General features: G+C 47.0%; 21 protein-coding genes. 10 read left to right on the top strand and 11 right to left on the bottom strand.

What is annotated here, in order from left to right; genetic code table 11:
- Positions 1-9 precede the first annotated feature (9 nt).
- From ACLHR0_RS13250 to ACLHR0_RS13230, 5 genes are all read left to right on the top strand, one after another.
- Positions 10-612: an IMPACT family protein gene (locus ACLHR0_RS13250; RefSeq protein ID WP_370908389.1), complete on the top strand. Its 603-nt coding sequence runs from the start codon at positions 10-12 to the stop codon at positions 610-612.
- A gap of 287 nt (positions 613-899) precedes the next feature.
- A complete protein-coding gene (locus tag ACLHR0_RS13245; protein ID WP_370908388.1) occupies positions 900-2,708 on the top strand; it encodes a type VI secretion system Vgr family protein in 1,809 nt (602 codons plus the stop codon).
- Between the two features lie 16 nt (positions 2,709-2,724).
- Positions 2,725-4,095: a hypothetical protein gene (locus ACLHR0_RS13240; protein ID WP_436487188.1), complete on the top strand. Its 1,371-nt coding sequence runs from the start codon at positions 2,725-2,727 to the stop codon at positions 4,093-4,095.
- 35 nt (positions 4,096-4,130) lie between these two features.
- Entirely contained in the window at positions 4,131-8,462 is a 4,332-nt protein-coding gene (locus tag ACLHR0_RS13235; RefSeq protein WP_436487186.1) for a DUF6531 domain-containing protein, read from the top strand.
- Positions 8,463-8,477: 15 nt separating this feature from the next.
- Complete coding sequence (locus tag ACLHR0_RS13230) at positions 8,478-9,089, top strand: Imm25 family immunity protein (protein ID WP_429050808.1); 612 nt, start codon at positions 8,478-8,480, stop codon at positions 9,087-9,089.
- Positions 9,090-9,186: 97 nt separating this feature from the next.
- On the opposite strand, the gene ACLHR0_RS13225 is transcribed toward ACLHR0_RS13230, so the two are convergent.
- Together ACLHR0_RS13225 and ACLHR0_RS13220 are read right to left on the bottom strand one after the other, a co-directional pair.
- Positions 9,187-10,071 carry a 3-hydroxyacyl-CoA dehydrogenase family protein gene (locus ACLHR0_RS13225; RefSeq protein ID WP_436487184.1) on the bottom strand — a complete coding sequence of 295 codons (885 nt, stop codon included), beginning with the start codon at positions 10,069-10,071 and terminating at the stop codon, positions 9,187-9,189.
- 58 nt (positions 10,072-10,129) lie between these two features.
- Positions 10,130-10,735, bottom strand: a complete 606-nt coding sequence (locus ACLHR0_RS13220; protein ID WP_370908383.1) for a carboxypeptidase-like regulatory domain-containing protein — start codon at positions 10,733-10,735, stop codon at positions 10,130-10,132.
- Positions 10,736-10,924: 189 nt separating this feature from the next.
- On the opposite strand from ACLHR0_RS13220, the gene ACLHR0_RS13215 reads away from it, so the two are divergent.
- The 3 genes from ACLHR0_RS13215 to pyrF all read left to right on the top strand — a co-directional run bounded on the left by ACLHR0_RS13215 (position 10,925) and on the right by pyrF (position 13,756).
- Positions 10,925-12,022: an Mrp/NBP35 family ATP-binding protein gene (locus ACLHR0_RS13215; RefSeq protein WP_370908382.1), complete on the top strand. Its 1,098-nt coding sequence runs from the start codon at positions 10,925-10,927 to the stop codon at positions 12,020-12,022.
- Positions 12,023-12,092: 70 nt separating this feature from the next.
- Entirely contained in the window at positions 12,093-12,719 is a 627-nt protein-coding gene (locus ACLHR0_RS13210; RefSeq protein WP_436487181.1) for an FMN-binding negative transcriptional regulator, read from the top strand.
- Positions 12,720-12,934: 215 nt separating this feature from the next.
- Positions 12,935-13,756 (top strand): orotidine-5'-phosphate decarboxylase, encoded by an 822-nt coding sequence (pyrF, locus tag ACLHR0_RS13205; RefSeq protein WP_429050804.1) that lies wholly within the window; start codon positions 12,935-12,937, stop codon positions 13,754-13,756.
- A gap of 73 nt (positions 13,757-13,829) precedes the next feature.
- Here pyrF and ACLHR0_RS13200 read toward each other — a convergent pair whose 3' ends face one another.
- Positions 13,830-14,114 (bottom strand): YciI family protein, encoded by a 285-nt coding sequence (locus ACLHR0_RS13200; protein ID WP_370908379.1) that lies wholly within the window; start codon positions 14,112-14,114, stop codon positions 13,830-13,832.
- A 317-nt stretch (positions 14,115-14,431) separates the two neighbouring features.
- Between ACLHR0_RS13200 and ACLHR0_RS13195 the strand changes: the two genes are divergently transcribed.
- Both ACLHR0_RS13195 and ACLHR0_RS13190 read left to right on the top strand, forming a co-directional pair.
- Positions 14,432-15,610, top strand: a complete 1,179-nt coding sequence (locus ACLHR0_RS13195; protein WP_370908378.1) for an acyl-CoA dehydrogenase family protein — start codon at positions 14,432-14,434, stop codon at positions 15,608-15,610.
- Between the two features lie 45 nt (positions 15,611-15,655).
- Positions 15,656-16,672: an FAD:protein FMN transferase gene (locus ACLHR0_RS13190; protein WP_436487178.1), complete on the top strand. Its 1,017-nt coding sequence runs from the start codon at positions 15,656-15,658 to the stop codon at positions 16,670-16,672.
- Between the two features lie 78 nt (positions 16,673-16,750).
- On the opposite strand, the gene ACLHR0_RS13185 is transcribed toward ACLHR0_RS13190, so the two are convergent.
- From ACLHR0_RS13185 to ACLHR0_RS13150, 8 genes are all read right to left on the bottom strand, one after another.
- On the bottom strand, positions 16,751-17,371 hold the full coding sequence (locus ACLHR0_RS13185) for an outer membrane beta-barrel protein (RefSeq protein ID WP_436487176.1): 621 nt from the start codon (positions 17,369-17,371) through the stop codon (positions 16,751-16,753).
- Positions 17,372-17,402: 31 nt separating this feature from the next.
- On the bottom strand, positions 17,403-18,047 hold the full coding sequence (locus tag ACLHR0_RS13180) for a DUF4136 domain-containing protein (RefSeq protein ID WP_429050800.1): 645 nt from the start codon (positions 18,045-18,047) through the stop codon (positions 17,403-17,405).
- Between the two features lie 203 nt (positions 18,048-18,250).
- Complete coding sequence (locus ACLHR0_RS13175) at positions 18,251-18,871, bottom strand: HAD family hydrolase (protein ID WP_370908374.1); 621 nt, start codon at positions 18,869-18,871, stop codon at positions 18,251-18,253.
- 10 nt (positions 18,872-18,881) lie between these two features.
- Positions 18,882-20,174, bottom strand: a complete 1,293-nt coding sequence (locus ACLHR0_RS13170) for a DUF2130 domain-containing protein (protein WP_429050799.1) — start codon at positions 20,172-20,174, stop codon at positions 18,882-18,884.
- A 379-nt stretch (positions 20,175-20,553) separates the two neighbouring features.
- Positions 20,554-21,141 carry an SHOCT domain-containing protein gene (locus ACLHR0_RS13165; protein WP_436487173.1) on the bottom strand — a complete coding sequence of 196 codons (588 nt, stop codon included), beginning with the start codon at positions 21,139-21,141 and terminating at the stop codon, positions 20,554-20,556.
- 304 nt (positions 21,142-21,445) lie between these two features.
- Positions 21,446-22,651, bottom strand: coding sequence for a DUF4998 domain-containing protein (locus tag ACLHR0_RS13160; protein ID WP_436487171.1), 1,206 nt, complete (start codon positions 22,649-22,651; stop codon positions 21,446-21,448).
- Between the two features lie 29 nt (positions 22,652-22,680).
- The gene (locus tag ACLHR0_RS13155; protein ID WP_436487169.1) at positions 22,681-23,892 is read right to left on the bottom strand and encodes a DUF5000 domain-containing lipoprotein; all 1,212 of its coding nucleotides are present in this window, start codon (positions 23,890-23,892) and stop codon (positions 22,681-22,683) included.
- 42 nt (positions 23,893-23,934) lie between these two features.
- Complete coding sequence (locus ACLHR0_RS13150) at positions 23,935-25,917, bottom strand: RagB/SusD family nutrient uptake outer membrane protein (RefSeq protein ID WP_436487166.1); 1,983 nt, start codon at positions 25,915-25,917, stop codon at positions 23,935-23,937.
- Positions 25,918-25,940: the final 23 nt, after the last annotated feature.

Here is a 25,940-nt window from a genome sequence, read left to right as displayed (position 1 = left end):
ATTATTTTGATGGAGGTTTATTTTACAATTGATAAAACAGCAGTCGCAGAGTTCAAAGACAGGGGCAGCAAATTTCTCGCATACGCATTTCCTGTTAAATCGCCGGAGGAAGTAAAAGAATGCCTTGCAGAGGTGAAAAAAGAACACCCAAAGGCCACCCATCACTGTTATGCTTACCGCCTTGGCACCGCGGGGCTCCAGTTCCGCGCCAGCGACGATGGAGAGCCTTCCGGCTCAGCAGGCAAGCCCATCCTGGGGCAAATAGACAGTAAACAGATTACGGATGTGCTCATTGTAGTAGTGCGTTATTTCGGCGGCAGCCTGCTCGGTGTACCGGGGCTTATCAACGCTTATAAGATGAGCGCCGCTATGGTGCTGCAACTGATCCCCGTGATCCAGAAAAACATAGAAGCAAAATACCACCTCAGCTTCGACTATACCATCATGAACGACGTGATGATGGTGGTAAAGCAAAATAACTGCACCGTTATCTCACAGGAACTTCAGTTGTTCTGCGAAATGGTGATAGGCGTTCCGAAATCAGGCGAAGAACTTTGTCTGCTGCGCTTAAAAGATATTTACGGGTTGCAGGTGCAACCACAAAAAAATTAATAAGAAGAATGGATGATCCTGGTAAGCAGGCGGATGTTACAACATGTAGATAGGAATCCGTACTTCAGGATCATCTTCCCCCAAAAATGACCCCGAAAATATTTTCCCCATTTCCATAAAATGAGGGGGTTGTAATATAAATTTCCTTAAATTTAATTTTGTTAACTAGGATTTCCTTAACCCGTTTTTCAGGTATTTTTTGAGATGAGAGTTGCTTATACAGCAGCACCCATCCAGCTTTTTCAGATCAGATATAGGACCATATTAATTTAAAAGCCCCCCTGTATATGTTACATACCATAACAACCGTATCTATTGCTGACAAACAGTTTAAACAATTTCATTCCCTGCGCCTGGAACAACAGTTACAGGGACATCATCATTTTGAGCTAAAAATAGGCTACGACTGGCTGCAGGAACTGGGCCCCGGTATAGTGTCGGCTACCAAAGCATTTCTGGGAAAAGAAGTGAGCATTACCATACAGGCCTTTGAACAATTACAAACGTATGAACCGCTTATTTTCAATGGTATTGTGATGTCTGTGAGCTCGGGCAAAGAAAGTGACGGCACCCACGGCTTTTGCGTGATCCGCGGATACAGCCCCACTATTCTGCTGAGTAACGACCTGCATGTACAGACCTTTGAAAACCAGGACCTGGGCGCTATTGTAAACACAACGCTGAAAGCCTGCGGCCCATATGTGGCACGCCCGATGGTAGACCCCAATACCACATCGCCGCTGAAGTATATAGTGCAATACAAAGAAACATCATTTGATTTCCTCCACCGGCTCTCCGAGCGGTTCGGGGAATGGTTTTTTTATAACGGGCAACAATTGGTTTTTGGGAAATACCAACCCCGCGAAGTATCGTTGGTTCACCTGGTTGACCTCATGAGCTTCGACCTCGAAATGAAGGTGCAACCCAACAATCAGCAGTTGAACGGATTTGACTACCGGAACAATAAAGTAGTGGAAAATACCACGGTGGCACAGCCCGCCGGGAAAGTCAATGACTATACCTCGCATGTACAGGGACTAAGCGAAAAATTATACAGCAATACATCCACCTATAAAATGACCCACGCCTTTACCAGCAATGCCAAAGCAGAACTGGATACGCTGGTAACCCGGCAGAAAAAAGGACGTATGGCCGCTATGGTGCAACTGAAAGGCAGCAGCAGGCATACTGCGCTCCGCGTAGGAGATCATATCTCTATCCAGGAGAACGTATATGCAAAAGATGATCATGGGAAATTCATGATCTGGGGCCTCACCCATCACGTAACCGGCAACGGCGACTATTACAACGAGTTTGAAGGTATCCCTGCAGATGCGGCCGCTCCGCCGGTGAACCTGGAAAATATGCCTTTCTGTGAGGCGCAGAGCGCCATCGTAGTGGACAATCATGATCCGAAAGACCTGGGAAGGGTAAGGGCCCGTTTCAAATGGCAGCAACAAGGCATGACCCCCTGGATGAGGGTGGTTGGCCCGCACGCCGGTGGCAGCAAAGGCATGTACATGGTACCGGAAAAAGGGGAAGAAGTGGTAGTGGATTTTGAAGGAGGGAACCCCGAACTTCCCTTCGTGCTGGGAACCACTTATAACGGGGAAGGTAAGTCGGGATTTGGTACTGCCAACAACGACATGAAAGCCATCCGTACCCGCACCGGCATCTCCATTTTGCTGAATGATGCCGATGGCAGCGTTACCGTTTCAGATAAAGCCGGTAACACCATCTTCATTGATGGCACAGATAAAATGTCTCTCTTCTCCAAAACAAAAATGTCCATATCTTCCAAAGAAGTTGAAATAACCTCAGAGAAATTCAGCATCGCAGCCTCCGAGCAGGGCTCTATCACAGCCAAGAAAGGAATCTACCTGGAAGGCACCGAAACGGTAACCGTAAACAGTAAAGACGCGATCGTGAAAGGAGGAGAGTCACTCACCTTGTTATCGAAAGACCTGCTGGCGTCCGGAAGCAAAAATGCCAACGTTACCGGCGCCTCCGTTTCGGTAAATGGTACAAAAGATGTTACCGTGACCGGGCATGGCGACGTAGTAGTTTCCGGCGGGCTGGTGAAAATAAATTCCTGATCCTTAAAGCTCACTTATGACAACCTCACCAACTATCGGGCAGGAGTTTTATAAAGTAAGGGAAACATGGGCTGCCGCCGACCGTGATCACCAATGGAAACTGGCTATCTGGCTGATACAGTATGCGGATGTGGAAATTATCGATAAATTCCTGGAAACCGAACGTACCGCCATTGGTGTTTTTAAAGAGATATTTTTCAGATTCGATTCCCCTTACCAGGAAGATCACGAGGCATATGAACAGTCGCTGTGGAATGAATTCCTGGAATGGTTTGAACCCGTACCCCGCGAAGAATATGATGTTTACAGTGCACTGAAAAAAGACGGGCTGCTGAAAACAGATTATCAGCCCGACCGCCACCTCGCACCAACAGTACAAAGCATCTGGAAAGAACTGCGACGTTTTATGGGCTGTGTGCGCGGACTGGAAGAAACCGGGTGCTGTATTTATTTCCCTCCCTTAAGACCCGAGCAGCCCGATGCGGGCGCCTGGTATGCCGATGTACTGAAAAAAGGACTGCCGGACGGTATCCGGCTTGTTACGATAGATATAGCGGCTAATTCCCGTATAACCATACCGAGAACATTTGCCCACCAGGTAAAGATATTACAGCCATCACTGCAAATGGTGGCCGCTATTAACCATGAAATGGATAAAGGCGGTGGCAATTCCGACACCATCAGTGTAGATGCACGTTTCCGTAAACAGATCCGTAAAGTGATGGATTGTACCACACAACCCGATTCACCCACGCTGGACCAGGAAATATCGGTGCTGCTTTCACTGAGCAAAAAAATGGGGGGCGAGCCTCATGAAGTAGCTGGTATGATGATAGCCGCACAGGCTTATTTCATGGCGCGTGAATCCGATAAGAGCGCAGGCTACGCTGATAAAGCCATCCGGTTGTCGAGGCAGCTGATGGACAGGAATGATCCCGCAGGGTATCCCACCTGGAAATCCTGTGTGATGATCCGCGCCGCTATATTGGCCGGCAAGAAGAAACGAAAACAGGCCATTGCACTCTATGAAGCGCTGGCGCTGGAAGCCGTGAATAAAGGCGATGCTTTTATGATCATGGAAGGATACCGGCTTTGCGGTCACCTGCATTATGAACTGGGGCAAATGAATACGGCTTTTGAAAACCTGTTGTTGTCAATGACCGGCGGCAGCTACCTGGAACGGGAAGTAAGAAGGCAATCCACTTTCCTGCATGCCGCAGCAATGGCAGTACACCTCTGTGAAAAGATCCGCGGGCCGGAAGATCTGGCAATACTGGAAAGCAACTTACTGGAATTATTGGGCGACGACTGGCATACATTGTTACAGGCAGACGGTATGGATAAAGCCACTGTAAGACGTAAATCAACCTTGTTTGAGTTTAACTAAGATCCTATCCCAAGAGGGAGTAAAGTAATCATATCATGGCTGTAGAAAACAAAGGCTTTGGGGCATTATTTGCAGAAAAGAAAAACTCACTGGACCATATCCAGAAAGGAATGGCCAGTATCTTACCTGCTTTCCCGGGAATGCCCGCTGCAAAATATTTTGACCTCGGCATAGGCATCGACTTTCACGATTCCGTATTTCCTCCTTCGCCGTTATTGCCGGTGCCGCACATCGGTATGGTGTTCGATATCATAGGCGCTATTATGGCTGCTATTGCCAGTGTAGTGCCACTACCGCCGCCACCACCACCGGTGGAGGAAGGGAAAGAACCCGCACCGGAACCATTCTCGCTGGCAGCCACCGCACAAATGCTGGTGCATGCGCTCAGCCCTTCCGTAAAAGTTCATAACCAATGGGTAGCCAATGCAGGTACACCTATCCTGCATTTACCCGCCATCATTGCACATTTGCCCTTCCCGATCGTGAAGCCCAAAGCGGCTTCTGAAATGTGGATGGGTAGTTCTACTGTGCTGGCAGATGGCGGCCCTTTTTCTACGCAGTTCCATCCGGCATTGTCGTGTAACCTGGTAGGACTTCCTTCGCCGCCAAGGCTGAATAAAAAAAGTACGGCTATGGCGCTGATGGCGCCCACGTCCATGTTGCTGATCATGACATCCTCCGGAAAACCGGTATTGGTAGGCGGTCCGCCGACCATCGACCTGTTTCAGCTGATGTTTAAGCTGGGCCTGAAAGGAATGTCCAAAGCAGCAGGCGCGGCTTTGCAGAAAACCGTCAATAAAATGGAAAGCCGGTTTCCCAAACTGGCTGGTATGCTGCAGGACTTTAAATGTAAAAGATTTGGGGAACCAGTGGATGCCGTAACCGGCAGGGTGGTTTCCAACAATATAGATTTTGAATTGCCCGGACCTATCCCACTGGTATGGGAACGCACGTATTACAGCGACGCAGAAGTGCGGGGGCCTTTAGGGTACAACTGGCACCATAGCTACAATCTCAGCCTGTATGACCTGCGTAACGGTTACTTCAGCATCCGCCTGGCAGACGGCCGCGAAACCGTGATGCCGGCAATACCGCCAAACAGCAGCTATTTCAACAGGGGAGAGCAGTTATGGTGGCGCCGTGACAGCAGCGGCTATTACCTGGAAGATAAAGAACAACTTCAATATCGCTTCAACGCCCGGCCCGGGCCCGATGGCAGTTGTATGTTATCTGAAATCCGCAACCCCGCCGGGTTCCATATCCAGTTCCGGTATAACGGGCAAGGCTATCTGCAACGGATCGTGGATAGCAGCAACCGGCTGTTACAGGTAACCACCGATGACCATGGCCGCATTGAAGATATTTACACCCACAAAGGAGCAGAAGTTATTCACCTGGTACGTTATTCCTTTGATGAAGGCGGTAATCTTAGCAGCACTACCAATGCGCGGGATGTCAACAAATACTTTTTTTATAAAGGACACTTATTGGTGCGGCTAACGAACCAGAGCGGAATGAATTTTTACTGGGAATATGAAGGTAAGGGAGATGATGCACGCTGTGTGCATACGTGGGGAGATGAAGGCGTATTGGAATACCATGCACGATATGAAAAAGGGAAAACCATTGTTACTAACGGTCTCGGGCACACGACAACTTACTATTACGACGAACGTCAGCTTATTTATAAATTCATTGATGGCAATGGCGGTGTTACCCTGCAGCATTACAACAGGTATGATGAACTGGAAGTAGTGGTAGATCCTGCCGGCAACACTGAGAAATACGAATACGACGCCTTTGGAAATAAAGTGAAAGAAACCAATGGTAACGGGGAATCCACCTTGTTTTATTTTGATGAAGAGCAGCGCTTAACAGGGCTTAAAACGCCCGGTGGCAAACGAATGGAATGGATGTTCAACGACGAAGGGCTGATAGTGAGGAAAAAGAACATGGAGGGAGTGGTAACGAAATACAGGTATACAGGCCCTTATCTTACCCATGTAACCTATAAAAATGGCCGCACCTTTGAGCTGGAATATGATGAGCAACATAACCTCAGCAAAATTACGTCACCTGAAAATGCACAACGCCACTGGAAGTATGATGAATTGGGGCAGTTGATAAAAGAAACCACTGAAACGGGTTACTGGTACGCATATGAGTATGATGTTGCCGGTAATGTTATTCGCGTGGAAGAAGCCGATGGCAGTATTCATCTGTTTAGCTACGACGCCGCTGACAACATGATAAAGGCAGGAGACGGCCATCGGGAAGTAAGTTTTACTTATGGACCACTGGGCGTGTTAACGGGAAGAAGTCAGCATGGCGTAAATGTCCGGTTTAATTATGACAAGGAGTTGCAGTTACGCAGTATTGCCAATGAAGGTGGAGAGCTGTACCGGCAGGAGCCGGATGCAAACGGGAATATCATTAATGAATGGGGCTTCGATGGTGTGCATTACCACTACGAGCGGGATGCCGCAGGCCGTGTGAAAAAGATATTCCGGCCAGACAATCGCTGGACTGCCTGCGAATATGATGGTACCGGTTTACTGGTGCGGGAGGAGTACAGTGACGGCAGCGTAACGGCATATGGATATAACAAAGACGGGCAGCTGACAGGCGCCTTCAATGAAGACGGCGTAGTTACCATTCAACGCGATGCGTATGGGCACACTATCGGTGAAATACAAGGCGCTTACGCAGTAACCCGCGAATATAATGAATGGGGAGAACCGGTTTTTGTAGGAAGTACGTTGGGCGCGGCTATTCACCTGGAACACCATGCCGCAGGATATGTAGATGGAATGCAGGCAACTGATGGAACCGATAATTCCTGGCAGGCGCAGTGGAAACATAATGAAAGTGGATTGGAAGTATTGCGGATGTTATCCGGTGGAGTAACCGTGCAAACACAGCGTGATAAGCAGGGAAAGGTGGTGAGGCAATCTATCGGGGTTCATAAGGCAGAACAGAGCCGTATTCGTTATGAATGGGGAAAAAATACAAAGCTGCGGCGGATGGTGAATGAACTGAGTGGTGCGCAGGCGCAGTTTTCCTACGATGAATTTGATAACCTGGTAAGTGCTTCCTACGGTCAGTCAAACAGTAACGCAGTCGATACCGTTTATCGCATACCCGATAAGCTGGGGCATCTTTTCAGAACACCTGCACGAACTGATCGCGTGTATGGCAAAGGCGGACGCTTACTGGAATGCCCGGATTACTTCTATTACTATGATGGAGAAGGAAATCTTATCTGCAAGGAATTCCGTCACAACCACCAGGTAGCGGAAGATAAGCAGGCATGGGCCAGAGCAAACAAAATAGTGTTGAAGGGAAGCCGTACCGGCTGGGTATATGAGTGGAAAGCAAACGGATGGCTGTGGAAAGTGATCACACCGGCAGGAGGAGAAATTGTATTCAGTTATGATCCGCTGGGAAGGCGTATTGCGAAGGTAAATAAACGGAAGCAGGAGGTAACCCGCTGGTTATGGGATGGCAATGTGCCATTGCATGAATGGCAGTATACGGGTGATTATCCACCACACCTGGAAGCAGTAGCCGATGGGGCGTTGCAGATTGAACAGGAGCCGGTAGACAACCTGGTAACCTGGGTATTTGAAGAAAGTTCCCTGGTACCCTGCGCGAAGCTCACCGCAGCAGGATCTTACAGTATTGTTGCAGATCACCTTGGTACGCCGGTGCACGCATTTGATACATCAGGAAATAAAGTTTGGGAGCGCGAACTTGATTGCTACGGAAAAGTGAGACGCCTGCATGGTGATAAAACATTTTGTAATTATCTTTATCAGGGACAATATGAAGACGCCGAAACAGGGTTAAGTTATAACAGGTTCCGGTACTACGACTCCGGAAGCGGCATGTATATTTCCCAGGATCCAATTGGATTGCTGGGAGGTATGAAATTTTACAGCTATGTGCATGATCCGAATAGCTGGGTAGACGTGTATGGATTGGCTGGTGGTGCAGGAGCGGGATCAGGCAGGGGCTGGCTCAACTGGGCCAAACAATGGCATGATAAACGTGCCGATGAGATATTTGGAACAGGTAATAAGGGACGGTCTATAAGCGGTCGTAACTACGATAAATATTACGACGGCAAAGATATTGAGTTCAAATCTGATAACTTCTCCAAAGGCCCGAGATCAAAAGAATCTTTAGCCAGGATGGATAAACAGATAGATAAAGATATTGCTAACAAAGTTGCCGGAAGAGCAGATCCGCACTGGCATTTTGATCATGATCCAGGTGTAGCGACAGAAATGAAGGCTTTACTGAAGAAAATGGATGATGCCGGCATAACGCGTACACATGGTAAAACATACCCTGGTCACCACTAAAATAAGAGATATAGTATGTCTGAGTTTTTTAGCGTAGTCAATGAATTTGAAGATCTGATTAAGCAATTTGATTTTAAACAGCCGAAGAAATTATGGTATTCCCATTTGGTGGCATTGAGTAAACATATCGAAGATATTTTCTATTGTTATGTCATCGCCAGGGTGTATAAGGAGGATGGTTCCCTGCAAACCACTTTATGGGTTGGACCTATTGACAGGCCTGATGATGGGCTTAGTAGCCTTTCGGCTCACATTAAGGTGGATATTGGCTACACCCAAGTCCTTGATGAGAATTTTTTCCGGAATTGTGAAAAGAAGATCATCCGCCTGATTGAAGAAGGAGCTTTAACGTCATTATTGGCTACCTCAAAAAAAGAGTTGGCAGATCCGTCTGTCAATAACAGAAGACATGAGGTATATACCGCTTACCTGTTACCTTTTTTCAGGAAGATTTTAGCCGTAACAAACAATGATGTAAAAGTGCTGAAGAGCAAAACGAAATGTGAAGCAGTGATTGAAAAAGAGTTTTCAAATCTGGAAGGTGAGATGAAAGCATTCTTTGATAAATTTGGACTGAAGGCTACTAAAGACAGCATTTGGGAGTTATGTTACATTTATTCTCTGTAGCATGTAGTATGATAGCTGACAAATTTCGACCTTTTATATAATCTCATTATACAAGGCCTTTAGCAATTGACAAAGTCAATCGCTAAAGGCCTTCTTATTAAAACCGCCCGCTTACAACAAGGTCTTTACTACCGGGCGTATATTTATAAAATCCTTCACCGCTTTTAACACCAAGATAACCCGCTGTCACCATGTTCACCAGCAGCGGGCAGGGTGCATATTTAGGATTGCCAAAGCCGTCATGCAGCACCTGCAGGATAGAGAGGCAAACATCCAGCCCGATGAAGTCGGCCAGCTGCAGTGGTCCCATCGGATGCGCCATGCCCAGTTTCATGACCGTATCAATTTCCGCTACACCGGCTACACCTTCAAAGAGGGAGCAGATAGCTTCGTTGATCATGGGCATCAGGATGCGGTTGGCGATAAAGCCGGGATAATCATTTACTACGCAGGGAACTTTTTCCAGTTTTTCGGAAAGTGCCACGATCGTGTTGGTTACTTCTTTATCAGTTGCATAGCCATTGATGATTTCTACCAGTTTCATCACCGGTACGGGATTCATGAAGTGCATGCCTATTACTTTTGCCGGGCGTTTGGTAACTGCCGCAATTTTTGTAATAGAGATAGAAGAGGTGTTGGTAGCGAGAATGGCGTCAGCAGGAGCATGGAGGTCGAGGTCCTGGAAGATTTTCAGTTTAAGTGCAATATTTTCTGTGGCGGCTTCCACTACCAGGGATACTTCTTTTACGCCGGTTGCCAGGTCGGTTTGCAGGGAAATATTACGGAGGGTATCCGTTTTTACGGCTTCGGTAATAGTGCCTTTTGCCACCTGGCGGTCCAGGTTTTTGGTAATGGTTTGCAGCGCCTTATCCAGTGCGGGGGCCGAAACATCTATCAGGTTTACGGCGTAGCCGTGTTGGGCAAATACATGCGCAATACCATTTCCCATAGTACCAGCGCCGATAACCGCAATTTTTTGCATGGTGTAGTGATTTGTCGGAATTGAATAAGGCGCTAATTTAAGGTATTACGCGTTACAGTTAGTAACTGCCATAACTATCGTCTTTCCTTTTAAAGTCGCCCTGTTTCCAGGCCTGGATAAACTGGGCCCATGCCAGTGGATTAAAGATATTTTGCGGAGGTGGCTGACCGGCATAATAAAGGCTCTGTGCCTGTTTTTTGAGGTATTGACTGGTGCCTTCCGTGCCGTCCATAGGTGTATAACGGGCCATGGCGCGAAGCCTGGCATTACTGGTATTTTTTCGTGCTACCTCATAGGCATCATCGGGAATGTCCATATTGGCAAAGGCCCTTTCAAATTCTTCCCTGGAAAGATAAGGTTTGATAATAGTTACAGGGAGATAGGTGGTATCTTCCACCATCAGCTGTATCAGGGAAAAGCTATTGCCTTTGATATCCGGAGGTATGCGGTAATTTTTATGCTTGAAACCCACTGCACTGAACGACAGGGTATCGCCTTTGAATACAACGATAGAGAATATACCGGATCTGTTGGAGATAGTTCCCCTGTTTTGCCCCTTTACCAGGATGCTCACCGCGGGGATGGCCCGCAGGCTGTCTGCCGTCATGGTAATACCCGAAATTTGTATAACGCTGTCTCTGAATTCCGCGATCTGAGCTTTCAAAAGGAAAGGAGATAAAACGAAAACAATTATGAGTGACAGTATGTAGGATCTTTTCTGATGCATGCCGGCCCTAAGATATAAAAATTTAATTACGTGTTTCCATGCAGTTGATCACCTGCTCAGAGAAATTGTAAATTAAATCCCAATTGGGTTAACTTTGCTGTCTGGATTCAAAATTAACAACAATTTATGATCACGAAAGAGCAGGTTTTAAAGGCCCTGAGCAACGTAGAAGAGCCGGATCTGGGCAAGGATCTCGTTACGCTGAACATGGTAAAAGATATAGAGATTGATGGCAATAAAGTGAAATTTACGGTCATTCTTACCACGCCGGCCTGTCCGTTGAAGGACCTCATCCGCAATGCCTGTGTGAACGCTATTCACATGCTGGTAAGCAAGGATGCGGAAGTGGAAGTTGTCATGACGGCCAATGTAAATACCAAAAGAGCAAACGGGCAGGGTGTCCTGTCTAATGTAAAAAATATCATTGTGGTGGCCTCCGGAAAGGGAGGAGTGGGTAAATCCACTGTGGCAGCCAACCTGGCGCTGGCTTTGGGCCGTGATGGCGCCAAAGTAGGGCTGATGGATGCGGATATTTATGGTCCTTCCGTTCCCATTATGTTCGGATTACGCGGCGAAAGGCCCCTGATGGTGAATGTAGATGGCAAAGGCATGATCCAGCCGATTGAAAAGTTTGGTATCAAGGTGATGTCCATCGGTTTGCTGATAGATGAAAGACAGGCGGTGGTATGGCGCGGACCTATGGCCAGCAGTGCTTTGAAGCAATTTATTACGGATGTATACTGGGATGAACTGGATTACCTCATTATCGATATGCCGCCCGGCACCGGTGATATTCACCTCACCCTGGTACAAACGGTGCCTGTTACCGGCGCTGTGATTGTAACCACGCCGCAGGATGTAGCCCTGGCAGATGCCAAAAAAGGCATTTCCATGTTCATGGGACAGCAGATTAATGTGCCAATTCTCGGATTAGTGGAAAATATGGCCTATTTCACCCCTGCTGAACTGCCGGAAAATAAATATTACATTTTTGGAAAAGAAGGTGGAAAACAACTGGCAGAAGAAATGGATATTCCGTTCCTTGGCCAGATTCCGCTGGTACAAAGCATCCGCGAAGGCGGTGATGCCGGTGTGCCCGCTATGGCCGGCGACGATAAAATAACCCGCAAGGCTTTCCTGGATGTTGCCGGTGCAGCTGCACGCAGCATCGCTATGCGCAACGCCAATGTTGCTCCCACCAGGATTGTAGAAATTATTGTATAAAAGAATCATCCGTTACGGATTACAGATAGGAATATCTGTGATCCGTAATTTTTTTCTCTAACAACTCCGTATGTATACACCAAAACTCACCCGGGAAACCAACTGGGATGCTATTGCCAATTTTATCAGGGAGAATGGTTTTGGATTGCTGATCAATACAGATAATGCCGGAACCCCGCATGCTACGCATATTCCCATGACCCTGGTGGAAAAAACACCGGGAGAATTTGTTTTACACGGACATATCGCACGGATCAATCCCCAGTGGGAATGGTTTGAGAAAAATGAAACGCTGGCGGTGTTTTCAGGACATCATGCGTATATTTCTTCCTCGTGGTATGAAAAGGAAAAGATACCTACCTGGAATTACATGGCCGTGCATATTCACGGTACCATCCGTATCCAGGAAGAAGCAGAAGTAGTACAGGCGCTGGGCGCGCTGGTGGATCACTACGAGGCGGCATCTGCCTGCCCGGTGCATATCAGCGATATTGATGATAAAACACTCAGCAACAATGTAAAAGCTATTGTGGGATTTGAAATGAGCATCCGCGAGGTAAATGCCAATTATAAGCTCAGCCAGAATAAAAAAGATGCGGATTATTTCAGCGTAATCGCTCATCTGCGGGCATTGGGCGATGAAAATTCATTACGTGTGGCTGCAGAAATGGAAGCCCGCCGGTCAACCCAAAAATAGACGGAAACATTTTATTTTTGTTGATGGTCGTAATCCCAAAAAGGAATATCTTTATTTTAATCTTCCGCGTTAAAAAAATATCCAACATTGTCGGTAAACCACAACTACCACAGTGAATAAATAGCGTTGTTTTTCAATTACAGGTAATCATAATATGTTTAAAGAAGCGTCAATGCTTAAGTTTTTCTTAACTTTGCGCCCCAAATTAACCGACTATGAATCGACAGGAATTGGTGAATCTGATTAAGGAAAAGCAGTCTTACCTGTGTGTAGGACTGGATACGGACATTCAAAAGATTCCAAAACACCTGCTTTCTCATGCAGATCCGGTGTTTGCCTTTAACAAGGCGATTATTGACGCTACCAAAGATCTTTGTGTGGCGTATAAAATTAATACGGCCTTTTACGAAAGTATGGGCATGCGCGGCTGGGAAAGTTTACAACGGACCATTGAGTATATCCCGGACGGGATATTTACTATTGCAGACGCCAAACGTGGTGATATCGGCAATACTTCCACCCAGTACGCCAAAACATTTTTCGAAACCTATAAGTTCGATTCAGTGACTGTTGCGCCTTACATGGGTAAAGACAGTGTAACGCCTTTTCTCCAGTTCTCTGAAAAATGGGCGATCCTGCTGGGATTAACCTCCAATGAAGGCAGCCAGGATTTCCAGATGCAACAGATCGGAGATGAGTTCCTTTTTGAAAAAGTGCTGAAAGCCGGCATGGAATGGGGCACTCCGGACAACCTTATGTTCGTGATCGGGGCTACCCAGTCTTCACAGCTGGGATATATCCGTAAACTGGTACCTGACCATTTCTTCTTGGTACCAGGTGTGGGCGCTCAGGGCGGAAGCCTCGAGGAAATTTCCACACAAGCCATGAATAAGGATTGCGGACTGCTGGTAAACGCCAGTCGCGCTATCATTTATGCAGGTAATGGAGACGATTTTGCTACAGACGCCCGTCGCATAGCAAAACAATACCAGGTGGAAATGGCCGGGTATCTCAACAAGATTGTAGCTACCGTGTAAATAACTTTTTAATACCGGTACCTGGCAGCTGCGGTTTGCAGCAGGCGCCAGGTACCGGCATCTCCCTGATCTTTTACTTGAAAATACAGTTCTTTACGGTCCACCACGGCTTTACCTCGAAATTCAGCCGGCCCGCTATTACAGCAGCATCCTTGTTCACCAGCGACACTACCTCCAGGCTGTCTTTACAATCCATAATTAAAATACCACGCAGTTCTTCATCATTTTCAAAAGGACCCGCTACCAGCAATTTGCCGGCAGTTGCCATTTTATTGATATTGTCCATGTGAGCCTGTTGGATTTTTGCCGCAAGGGCAGTATCCTGGTTCCGGACGGGACCTTTCTTTAGCAGAACCATCCAATACCTTTTTAATTCAGGTGGTGCGCCTGATTTGACTTTTGGGGGGAGCACTTTGCTTAGTGCAACAGATTGTAATGGTGTGGGGTGAAATGATAACATCACAATGACTAAAAATCCCAATAGCAAAAGCGCAGGTATAACTTTGCTTGCCATAGTTGTCGAATTTGATGGAAAGGTACAAACTTGTCATGAAAAAACGTGATTGTTGTGCAGGTATTTTGCAGGAAAAAAATATAGGTTCCATGGCTGAAATCTCCCCGTGGACGTGGTTCCTAACAGGTAATTTCTTATATTGGGTATTAAACCCGTAGTTAATGCAACAAGATCTGTTTCAGTCGCCTGATTATTTTGCCATTGATGATTTGCTGAAAGAAGAACACCTTTTGATCCGCGACGCCGTACGCCAATGGGTAAAGAAAGAAGTATCCCCCATTATTGAAGACTACTGCCAGCGCGCTGCTTTTCCATCACAGATTTTAGCAGGACTCGGAGAACTGGGTTGCTTCGGCCCTACCATCCCGGTGGAATACGGAGGTGGCGGAATGGATCATATTGCTTATGGACTGATGATGCAGGAACTGGAGCGGGGCGACAGCGGCATACGGTCTACTGCTTCGGTACAGGGTTCGCTGGTGATGTTCCCTATCTATACTTTTGGCAGCGAAGCACAGAAAAAGAAATACCTGCCAAAACTGGCTACGGGAGAAATGATGGGCTGTTTTGGCCTTACTGAGCCCGACCACGGTTCCAACCCTGCAGGAATGCTTACCAACTTCCGGGAAGCAGGAGATCATGTGATCCTGAACGGCGCAAAAATGTGGATCTCCAATGCGCCATTTGCAGATATCGCCGTAGTGTGGGCAAAGGATGAAGGTGGTGTGATCCGCGGTATCATTGTGGAAAGAGGGATGGAAGGATTTACCACGCCGGAAACAAAAGGGAAGTGGAGTTTGCGGGCCAGCGCTACAGGGGAACTGGTGTTTGATAATGTAAAAGTACCTAAAGAAAATATTCTGCCGGAAGCCCGCGGGCTAAAAGGCCCGTTAACCTGCCTTTCTTCTGCGCGTTATGGTATTGCCTGGGGAGTGATCGGCGCGGCGATGGATTGCTACGATACGGCCCTCAGATACGCGAAAGAACGGATCCAGTTTGATCGTCCTATTGGTGGATTTCAGCTTACGCAGAAAAAACTGGCGGAGATGATCACTGAAATCACTAAAGCGCAGTTGCTCAACTGGCGGCTCGGCGTATTAAAAAATGAGGGGAAAGCCACGGCTGCCCAGATTTCAATGGCCAAGCGCAATTCCTGTGAAGTGGCTGCCAATATTGCCCGCAACGCCCGCAGTATCCTCGGTGGAATGGGTATTACCGGCGAATTCCCGGTAATGCGGCATATGATGAACCTGGAAAGCGTAATGACTTACGAAGGAACACACGAAATACATTTACTCATTACCGGTATGGATGTTACCGGGTTAGACGCATTTAAATAGCGGTATAAGCGTTTAGCCGCTTATACTCACTGCCAACAGCTGTACATGAAACGATTTTTTTTCCTGGCCATTCTCCTGTGGTCTGCCAACACCCGGGCGCAGCAGGCGCCTGCCCTGAAGCTGATCACCTGCGAAGGGAAAGCACAGGGCACTTATTATCTCGTGAAATATTTATCGGCCGATACTACGTCAATGGATAAACGCATTGATTCTTTATTTGGAGTAATCGATCAGTCGTTGTCCCTGTATAAACCCGGATCAGCCATCAACCGGTTTAATGAAACCGGCCATATCACGATGGATGAGCACATGAAAGCGGTTATCCAGAAAGCCTTGTTTACGAGTAAAGCCACCAATGGCCTCTTTGATATTACGGTAAAGCCGCTGGTATACCTCTGGGGATTTGGCGTTACCAAACCTTCTTTTAAAGGCGTGCCGCCACCGGACAGTATCAAGGCCGCTATGTCGTATATTGGTTACCGTTATCTCCGTGTAAAAGGCAACCAGCTGTATGCCGCAAAGAAAGGCGTGCAGATCGATTGCAATGGTATTGCCCAGGGATATACGGTAGATGTGATCGGACATTTTTTATCGCAACAGGGAATCGATAATTACCTGGTGGATGTAGGAGGGGAGTTGTGTGCAAAAGGGCATAACCATCAGCATAAAGTATGGAGTATAGGGATAGAAAGGCCATCGCCCGGCGATACTACCTATGAGCCGGTACAGGGGCTGGTACGGCTTCCTGGTAAAGGCATCGCTACCAGCGGAAATTACCGCCGCTTTTTTGACCAGGGGCGTACACGTTTTGCGCATACAATCCATCCGGGAACAGGGATAGCGCTGCATAATAATATTATCAGCGTAACGGTAATTGCAAAAGATTGTTTTACTGCCGATGCTTTTGATAACCCGCTTATCCTGATGGGTGTGGAAAAGGGGCTCGCCTATATTGCACAGCATCCGGAGTATGGACTGGAAGCTATTTATATTTATAAAGGCACAGATGGCGCCATTAAGGAAGCCTTTAGTAAAGGCTTTAAGGCGTATATGGAGTTCTGAAAAAAAATGTCCCGTTCGCTGGTTCACGAACGGGACTCACACGCACACTTTCTTCCTAGAATATGGACTCAAAAGGATTTAGTTCAATGAGAACTTCAATCCAATATTTCCCTGAACGGTATTGTAATTGGTGATATCGCCATACTTATAAGGCGCGTAGTTATACCGTACATTGGCATTGAACATCAACGGTGAAGCCTTGCCAAAAGGCACATTGATGCCTATTTCCGGGCTCACGAGGAATTGCCAGCTGTTATCTTTCTCTACAAATTCACCCCAGTATTTTTCATAATTCATATTAGCGGTACCTACACCTACGGTAGCATATGGAATAACGGCTGCAGCAGGTTTTGTGAACGCATAGCTCACCGTTGCCTGGATCGGGATTACCTGCAATGTGCGTGACTGAACAGCAGATACATCGCCTTGTTTATCGGGATATACTGCACGCGGAAGCCGTTCGTAAAAGTCCTGGAACCCGGAACGTAATCCTACGGACCACTGGTTGTTCAATTGATATTGGAGCCCTGCACTCCAGCCACGGAAGCTGGTTTTATCGGAATAGTCCTTTAATGAGCCAAGGGGTTGTGCAATGGAATAATTCACATCTACGGATAAAGGGGGACGAACCTGTGCGGATACTGCCTGGGCAGCAAAACATCCGGCAAAAATCAATATCCAGTTTCTTATCTTTTTCATTTCCTGTCAGTTTAAAAGTTGTCAATCAACATTAATTAGCGGTTTTACTCAGGTAAGGTGATTGGGCAAAAGATGCCTGCACCATTGAATCGATGTTACCGATACTCCATACGCCTGAGCCTCGCCATAATGAATTCCATACAGCTGTCAGCTTATTGTTCTTGGGGTTTTTGAGGTCAAACACATCGATGGCTACCTGTCTTTCGTTCACCTGGTAAACCGTGTAATAGGAAGGCCAGTACCAGCCGCCACCCGGATATCCCCAGTAACCAGGATCCCAGTAGCCGCCGCCGCCCCACCATCCCGGGTTCCAGGAGATGTTGGTATAGGAGTTGTCGATACGTGTGAGGTTGACAGCCAGATCAGGTTTGGCGGCTTTGCTCACAAGGGTGTAGCCCCGTTGCTGCATAGCAGTGCTTACGGAGGCAATCAGTTTTTTGTCGTAGTCAGTCAGCTCTTTTTTAGCTGAGTCGCTGCTACGTGTCAGCACGGCCACTGAATCTACTATGCTAAAAGTGGAATAAGAGGTGAAATTAGCGGTGCTGTCGTGGTTAGTGATGTAGATCCTCGACTCTTCATTAGTCATATCTTTCAGGGGATCTTTACGGCAGCTACTGAATGAAACCATCGCTACCAATGCGGCAGCGGCACTGAATAAAAACAAAGTTCTTTTCATGTCCTAGCGTATTAATTTAAAAAAATAAAATATACAGGCTAACGGTCATGAACCAAGCAGATTGGTATCCTGACATTCCGGTTTCCGTGTATGCTTCTTGAACGGATTAGATGGTTGATTGTTACAGAAAGTTTATCTGTGGAGTGTTAATGAAATCTTAAAGTGGACGAGGGGTTAACAAATACAATAAGTAATGTAGTGGATTAAATTAATATAGATCTGTTTTCTAATGCTGTTTTTAACTGTTCGGGATTTTCGAACAGGATGGTATCTATACCAAACTCACGCGCAGCTTTTACATTACGTAAATTATCATCGATAAACAATGACGTATATGCATCTGCGTTATAGCGGTCCAGCAGCAGCTGGAAGAAGGCGTGGTCGGGTTTGCGCATTTTTTCTTTGCCAGACACTACGATACCGTCGAACCAGTGGAGGGACGGATACATGGCCCAGGCAATGGGGAAAGTTTCATCCGACCAGTTGGTGAGCGCGTATAATTTGTATTGTCCGCTTTCTTTCAGTTGATGCAATATATTTTTTGTGCCTTCAATTTCCCCGCCGAGCATTTCACTCCATCTGCCGTAATAGGCGCGGATGTTTTCTTCATGGTGCGGAAAGGTTTTCACCAACAGCTCAGTGCCTTCTGCGAGGGTTCTGCCTTCGTCCTGTGTTTCGTTCCAGTCGGAGCTGCATACATCGCGGAGGAAGGTTTCCATTTCTTCTTCTGAAGAAAAAATTTTACGGTACAAATGACGGGGATTCCAGTCGATCAATACAGCTCCAAGGTCAAATATAATTGTGTTGATCTTTTTGTGTTGCATAGGTTAGTATTTATTCAGGAAGTTCATCGGCTGCATCTTCAAGTAGCTGCAGGTCTACCGAGTCGCTGCCGGCAATGCCTTCAATAGAGCCTTTGATATGCGCTGCGTTGAGCAATACTTTTTCGAGTTGTTTTTCGCGTGCTTTCCAGAGTTTTTCCATGGCATCGCGCTCGCGTTGGATGGATAATTTCATAGACATAAACCCTTCCCGGATAGCCTTCCATTGTTCTGCAAATTCGCCACCGGTAAGGTATTCGTAGAGCATATGCATTTTATCCCCTTTGTTTTCCTGTGAGCGGAGCTTACCCGAAATTTTGATGATACCATCTCTCAGCACATAAGCCAGCGCTTTCACTTCTGCGAAGGTGCAGATCCAGATGCCTTCTTTTTCGCCAAACCGTTCCATGTCTTTCGGCATGGTTTGGGTAACAAGGATGGCCACATCCACTCCCTGGCTGCGCATGTCTGCTTTCAGTTTTTCTACCCAGTCTTTGATAAATTCTTTCGTGCGTTTGCTTTCATAGATGATGCGCCCGCATTCCTGTCCGTATTGATTGCGGATCAGCTGTATACAATCTGCTCCGCGGATGCCTTTGCCCACCGATGTTATTTCATCAAACGGGAAATGAAGACGCAGCATTTCTTCCAGTACCAGTTCCTGTGCCTCCCCCTGCAGTTGCGTGGAGCCTTGTTCTGCCCGGCGTTTCATTTCTTCCGCCAGTTTGCGTTGGTCTTCCAGTTGCTTTTCCAGCTCACGGAGGCGCATCTGGTGTTCTGTATCTCTCAGGGAGTTACGTTCAGATTCTTCTTTTCGTATCTGGTCGGCCAGTTCCGACCGGGCTTCCAGTAATTTTTTCTGCAGATCAATTTCCAGCTCCTGTTCTTTGGTTTTCAGGTCCTGCTCCTTGCGGAGGAATTCCAGCTCCTGTTTGCGGGCTTCCCGGAGCTTTTCCTCCTGTTCCTGGTTGGCTTCCTTTAGTGCTGCCAGCTGGCTGCCGAAATCGGCGGTGATGGATTTACGCAGTTCCTGCTCCATGGCCTCCTGGAGCTGTTTTTTTTCTGCAAGTACGCGGCGGGTCACTTCTTCTTCCTGCTGCTGCTTTAACGTTTCTATCTGCCGGCGTTCGAGTGCCATCTTATTCCTTTCAGAAAGAAGTGTATCTTTTTCCTCCTGGAGAGATTTCAGGCGGCGGCGCCATTCATCTTCCATTTTTCCCCGCATTTCTTTTTCTATATCCGCTGCAAAAGCATCCTCCATGACAAACTGGTGCTTGCAACTGGGACAGGTAATTGATGTTCCCATAGTATCTCAGTAAAAAATTACGTAAAGATAGGGGTTTGGTGGCCGGAATAAAAAAAGGAAGGCGCTTGCTCTTCCTTCCTTCTGCATCAATAATGGCTAAAACAAACAACGTAGTCGGGTTTTTCAATTGGATAGCATTTCCTGGCGGGGGTAACAGCGGCAAGATGGGAAATGATTGTTAGACGGAAGTTAAGTGTGGGTTAGGGAATTGTTAAGGATGTGTTCCGGATATATTCGCAATTGCCGATATGTGAACCCTTCTATGGCTTATTTATGGCTTATCCTATTTTGGAGGGTGCCTGTAGCGGAGATTGCCAATAGCGAAAAAAGCCTGTTCCGGTAAGGAACAGGCTTTTTTATATACATTTAGCCAATGTTGTTATTGTGCCAGTAGCTTTTTCTTTTGCGCGTTATATTCTTCCTGGGTAAGGGCGCCCGAATCTAAAAGTTCTTTTAGCTTTTTTAATTCATCGGCAATAGAGCCTCCTGTTGAAGTACCACCCTGCTCTTTTTTGGCATATGCAGCAGGTGGAATGAGTTCTCCGCCGTCAACGGCATTATCTATTTCGATCCAATAGTTAACCAGCTCTCCAAAGCCAACCCTTGCAACAATGGTGTACCCTGTTTTCTTATTTCCATAAGCAATCAATGATTTTACCTTTGTTGATTTACCGGCCATATTTGTACCCGCATATCGCTTATTGCTATAATTGTCTCCGGAAGTTTCTGTTGCAAATCCTGCGGGCGACTGATAAATGAACGAAAATGTTTTATTGGGCATGGATCCCTTTCCTATCTTAAGTTCATCGCCCGGTTTAACAGTCCATCCGGAAGGAGTAGTATATCCTTTTTCCACCAGGGCCTGCGCAGCCATTTGTTTTGTTCCGGGTTCTATTACTGTTGGTGCGTTCTGGGAGAAAGCCGCTAAGGGGAATAATGCTGCTAATGCAAATAGAAATCTTTTCATGGTGTTAATTTCAGAGGTTATTATTTTGTATTGTTTTGTACACTTGTTTTAAAACAGGCCGGGCATCAATAAGTTATGTCCTGGGGTTATGAAGTAAAGTATGAGTGAATTACTCTTTTCATGTGCTACAAATAATAGGTATATAAACCTAATTTACAAAAATCTTTATATAACTATCCTTATCAGGTAATTTTTACGGACGAATCAGGTCAAGACAAACCCTGCCGTGGATTGCCGCTGTAGTAAGTCTTAAAAAAAAGCCTGTCCGTTACCGGAACAGGCTTTTAGGCATAGGTAAAAAGGATCAGTTTTTTATCAGTTTAACCGAAGGCACGCGCCAGTATTGGTTGCCGGAAGTCATAGTGGCCAGAAAGCCTAACGAAACGGTTTGTGGCTGGGCGAGGGTAAACTGGCACTGTGCGGTTCCGTTCACGAACCTGGTGGTGGTAAATGCGGTGTATCCTGCTGTAGTGGAGAGGTCACTGATGTCCGGCAGCGTATTGCCGGCGGCGGCTACCACGTATACCGGGTCAAGCGCTTCTGTGTAGTAGTTCACCAGGAAAATATAATTGCCGGCAGGTAAAGTAACCGTTTGATAAATTTTACCATTGATGATATTAGCAGTTCCGCTCCATCCGGATTCCATTACCAGGCAACCGCCGGCATCTGCTGCGTAGCCACCAAAACCGGAGTGGTTCATTACGTTGGCGCTGGTGATCCAGGGCGCAGCCAGGGTGCCCCATCTGCCGCCGTCGTAGGTGGCCCTTGCAAAAGGACCGGTATTCTGAAGGTATTGGACGGTTACATCGGCTTTTACGCTATGGTCCTGGAAGGCGACATAAAAGGTGTCAAACGCCGTTGTATTGGGCAGGTATGCCGTTTGGTAACTGATTGCATTGCCTGATTTAAAAGCGGGCAACGAAGTGGTGAAGGCGGTACTGCCGGACACAATCACGGTATCGTGCAGGTTACCGGCGTTATCTTCATACTTTATCCGCATGTTCACCACGCCGGCATCTGCATTCACATCTGCCCAGCTGATCAGGGCGGAGCCGTCGGGCTGCATTTCCGCATTGGCGATACCCCGGTTAATGAGCGCGCTTTCGTATAGCTGTCCGTATACGTTGGCGGCAGTATTTACCGGGATAGAAACGTGACCGGCGGCATCGTAAGTCCGGATCTCGAAGTTCATCAGTCCTTCCGGCAAATTGGGGATAATTACCTTTGCGGTGTCCACACCGGCGGTTCTTTTAACGGCTACTTCAATAGAATCCTGGCGGCTGTTCCAGAATACTTTGTAACCGGCAATCTTGGGATCTGAGGTAAAAAGACCGGTAATCATCACCCTGCTTTTACCGGAAAACGCCACTACGGAGTCCATTTTTCCGGGATAGGTGATGGCTCCGCCGGTCATATATTTATCCCTGTAATCGTCCATTTTAGAGCAGGCGCTTATAATTAACACCAGTGCCAGAATGATACAGGAAGCTGTAAGTTGATGCTGTTTCATTTGTTTTAAATTTCGTTGATTGATCATAACTAGTTACCCCACAATGTGAACTCCGCGATATTGATAAAGTAAGATCCCTGCCAGTTCGACAAGCTCCTTATCCTGATGTAGCGGTAAGGGGTTTGTCCTGCAGGAAAATCAAACTGCCAGCCGTTGTAAGCCAGTGTTTGGTCCGATGCGGTTTCAGTGGCATAAGGAGATCCGGATGGTTTTATAACATGACAGGTAGTTAGTTTGGTCCAGCTTTCATCCAGGTCGCCGCTCAGGCTGGGGGCGTTGGAAGCCCATATTTCAAAGTCTTTCACATTGCCTCTTACATAGTAGTTGTCGCCAACCTCTTTGTAGGGATTTACCTGCATACGGCTGAAGATGTGCGCCTTGCCAAGGTCCAGCGTTACTGTTTGCGGACTGCCGGCCTGTTCCACGGTAAACAGGCAACGTGGCCATCCCGGGTGTAAGTCGCCATCGAAGATGTACCGTACATCTGTTCTGCCACCGTTATCCAGGATCTCTGCATCTTTTGGCAATACGTAGTTGCTCCAATCTGATTTTGGTAACAGTTGTTCAAAAAATGGGGTGAGTGATACAAACAAGGTATCTGAAAAATTCATCCACCGGTCTCTTACCACAAAGGCGTAATTTCTTTTAACGGCAGGTTGTTCCCTCACTGCGCTTTTGATCACCGGGTCATTGCTGTATACATTGTCCATTCCCGATGTTTGTACCCATTTCCCGGTACCGGACGTATCCACCAGGGGAATGATCGCTAAGTTTTCCAGCGTTGGATTATTACAGGTAAGATTGAATCCGCCGAACGTGGCCTCTATATCCAGGGATCTGTAAGCCAGGTTAATAGCAGGTGTCAGGGGATTCACCGTAACAGTTACGGCCGGGGAGGATACCTCGCTGGAGTTTACGCAATACAGTTTAATAGTGTGCGCCAGCGTATCGCCGAAACCATCCACCGTCAGGTTATTTTCATAGTGCGAAGCTTTCACCTCTGCCGGATGACCGGGAGAAGTTTCATACACGGCTTTTACATAGGAAAGATCTGCATCGGGCGGCAGGGAATACGTGATCACTGACTTACCATTTGTGTTCGCTACTGTTATTCCAGTTACCACGCCGGGAGGATTGGTATTGGTAATAATGGCTTTGTTGAGCTCATCTCTTTTACAACCTGATATCAGCATCAGGAAAAAGGCTGTATATAAGATTGTACCTGGTTTTATTGTTTTCACTTCTTAATGATTTAATGTTAATACATCCGCACGGTGTGCAGGTTACCAGTTAGGATTTTGCACCAGGTTGGGATTCGCCAGCAGGTCGCTTTCTTTTATCGGCCACAGGTAATCGCGGGGGGCTACGAAATGCCTGGAGAGAAAAGAAATTTCGCGGTAATACAGTTCTGCCGTTTGACCGCTTACTACCCAGCCGGTGATATTGCCGCTGAGTTCCTGTGCAGCAGTTTTCCAGCGTAGCAGATCCCAGTAACGATGTCCTTCAAAACAAAGTTCAATAGCTCTTTCCCGTTGGATGATGGAGCGCATTCCTTCTTTGGTAGTGTATTTGGAAGGGTTCCGGCTGTAACTGGCCCATGAGCTTTGCACGGTTTGCAAGCCGGCCCTGGCCCTTATCCTGTTAACATAATCATATACATCTGCGGTAGGCCCCTGTGCTTCATTCAGCGCTTCCGCGTAGAGCAGGTACAGATCTGCCAGGCGTATTTCGGGATACGGGTAAGACGGGTAGGTAACTGTGTTCCAGTCCATATGCCAGTTCACTACTTTCTTCATATAAAATCCTGCTATGGGCACCGGCGATGACTGGCTCAGTTCACTGCCACGGGCCATCAGCCAGAAGGTATTCTCATCGCTTTTCGACGGGCTGTTGGCCATGTACCAGATGCCTCTGTCAAATCCCAGGTCGGCATAATATCTTGGTTCCCGGTCGAAATTTAAACGGGCAGTAGTTTCACCTTCCTTGATGTTAAATCTTTCGGCATGTGAACCTACCCGCAGTGCAGCGATATTTGAAAAGTCAAGCGTTTTATCTTCATCAATCGGAACGCCGTTTCGCGTGTAAAACATTTTAGCCATCTTGATGGTGGGTCCCAGTAAAGGATGCCCTGCCGTTTTTGAAGCCACTGCATTTACAAAATCAAACTGCCCTATACCACAGCGTTGCAGGAAGGTGCAACCCCAGGTAACACCGCTGGTAGAACCCCATACCAGTTCGCTGTTCCAGGGTTCGCTCATGGAATTGCGGACGCTCATCTGCGTCATAGTGGTGTCGCTCAGCGGTATCGTTTGCGTGGGGAAAGTATACAAGCGGATGCCTTGTGCAGTGCAGAGGTCTACTGCTTCTTTACAGGCGTCTGCCGCGCGTTGCCATTTTGCGGCGTTGAAAACAGTATTAAAAAGTTGTGCCCCGTCTTTATTTTTAAAAGACCCGTAGTCGGAGTTGCCGTTGAATAACGGGCTGGCGGCAGTTACTAACAATTTGGCCTTTAAGCTTAATGCGGCGGGCTTTGTAACACGCCCTAATTCTGAAGAGACATTGGCGATACTTACCGGCAGGTTCACTGCTGCGGCGTCGAGCAAACCGGCGATATAATCTACTACCGAATCTACCGGCTGGCGTTTAACAAACATCTGCTCAAGAGAAGCGCTGATGGGTAAATTTTTGTCTATCAGCGGTATAGGACCATAAGCCCTGAACATAAGAAAATGATAGTAGGCTTTCAGGAAGGTGACTTCCGCCACCCACCTGTTCCTGGTGTCGATGTCGAGATCTACTACTTTACTTACATCGCTTACATTCTCCAGGAAAATATTACAATCCCTGATAGCCTTGTAGCAGCTCACTCCATCCCTGTCGCCGGTCATGTAGTTGGCGATAGGATTTGATGTATTCTGGTCCCCATAATCCAGCCTTAATATATTGGTCGACCTGATAGCATTGGTTGGATCCAGCACAAACACCTCATCACTGGCCGAAAGCCCTACGTTGTAAGTAGGATCGTAGTTTACAGGAATGTATGCATAACAGGAGAACAAATATTTTTCTGCTTCCGTTTTGGAAGTAAAAGCATTATCGATGGTGGCTACATTATCCGGCACTACATCCAGGAAAGGTTTTTTACAGGCCATTCCGGAAATGATCATAATGAGCAGGCAGATGATGGAAGCGGCAATACGATGCCCGGTGTTACTGTAAGCGGGTGTGCTTACCAGGCTGTTGCTATTAAACTTATTATCGTTCATATGATTAAATGCTTTATTTGAAT

Source organism: Chitinophaga sp. ARDCPP14 (genome assembly GCF_051362515.1).
GTDB lineage: Bacteria > Bacteroidota > Bacteroidia > Chitinophagales > Chitinophagaceae > Chitinophaga.
Note: the sequence above shows the minus strand (reverse complement) of the source record. Positions and strands in the feature narration are given on the sequence as shown.

Bases quoted from the DNA above. Each gene is read 5' to 3' on its own strand.
- ACLHR0_RS13175 (WP_370908374.1), bottom strand. From the start codon at position 18,871: ATGCAACACAAAAAGATCAACACAATTATATTTGACCTTGGAGCTGTA.
- ACLHR0_RS13200 (WP_370908379.1), bottom strand. From the start codon at position 14,114: ATGGTTCTGCTAAAGAAAGGTCCCGTCCGGAACCAGGATACTGCCCTT.
- ACLHR0_RS13165 (WP_436487173.1), bottom strand. From the start codon at position 21,141: ATGAAAAGATTTCTATTTGCATTAGCAGCATTATTCCCCTTAGCGGCT.
- ACLHR0_RS13195 (WP_370908378.1), top strand. From the start codon at position 14,432: ATGCAACAAGATCTGTTTCAGTCGCCTGATTATTTTGCCATTGATGAT.
- ACLHR0_RS13160 (WP_436487171.1), bottom strand. From the start codon at position 22,651: ATGAAACAGCATCAACTTACAGCTTCCTGTATCATTCTGGCACTGGTG.
- ACLHR0_RS13235 (WP_436487186.1), top strand. From the start codon at position 4,131: ATGGCTGTAGAAAACAAAGGCTTTGGGGCATTATTTGCAGAAAAGAAA.
- ACLHR0_RS13230 (WP_429050808.1), top strand. From the start codon at position 8,478: ATGTCTGAGTTTTTTAGCGTAGTCAATGAATTTGAAGATCTGATTAAG.
- ACLHR0_RS13185 (WP_436487176.1), bottom strand. From the start codon at position 17,371: ATGAAAAAGATAAGAAACTGGATATTGATTTTTGCCGGATGTTTTGCT.
- ACLHR0_RS13180 (WP_429050800.1), bottom strand. From the start codon at position 18,047: ATGAAAAGAACTTTGTTTTTATTCAGTGCCGCTGCCGCATTGGTAGCG.
- ACLHR0_RS13215 (WP_370908382.1), top strand. From the start codon at position 10,925: ATGATCACGAAAGAGCAGGTTTTAAAGGCCCTGAGCAACGTAGAAGAG.
- ACLHR0_RS13150 (WP_436487166.1), bottom strand. From the start codon at position 25,917: ATGAACGATAATAAGTTTAATAGCAACAGCCTGGTAAGCACACCCGCT.
- pyrF (WP_429050804.1), top strand. From the start codon at position 12,935: ATGAATCGACAGGAATTGGTGAATCTGATTAAGGAAAAGCAGTCTTAC.
- ACLHR0_RS13250 (WP_370908389.1), top strand. From the start codon at position 10: ATGGAGGTTTATTTTACAATTGATAAAACAGCAGTCGCAGAGTTCAAA.
- ACLHR0_RS13170 (WP_429050799.1), bottom strand. From the start codon at position 20,174: ATGGGAACATCAATTACCTGTCCCAGTTGCAAGCACCAGTTTGTCATG.
- ACLHR0_RS13225 (WP_436487184.1), bottom strand. From the start codon at position 10,071: ATGCAAAAAATTGCGGTTATCGGCGCTGGTACTATGGGAAATGGTATT.
- ACLHR0_RS13190 (WP_436487178.1), top strand. From the start codon at position 15,656: ATGAAACGATTTTTTTTCCTGGCCATTCTCCTGTGGTCTGCCAACACC.
- ACLHR0_RS13210 (WP_436487181.1), top strand. From the start codon at position 12,093: ATGTATACACCAAAACTCACCCGGGAAACCAACTGGGATGCTATTGCC.
- ACLHR0_RS13240 (WP_436487188.1), top strand. From the start codon at position 2,725: ATGACAACCTCACCAACTATCGGGCAGGAGTTTTATAAAGTAAGGGAA.
- ACLHR0_RS13245 (WP_370908388.1), top strand. From the start codon at position 900: ATGTTACATACCATAACAACCGTATCTATTGCTGACAAACAGTTTAAA.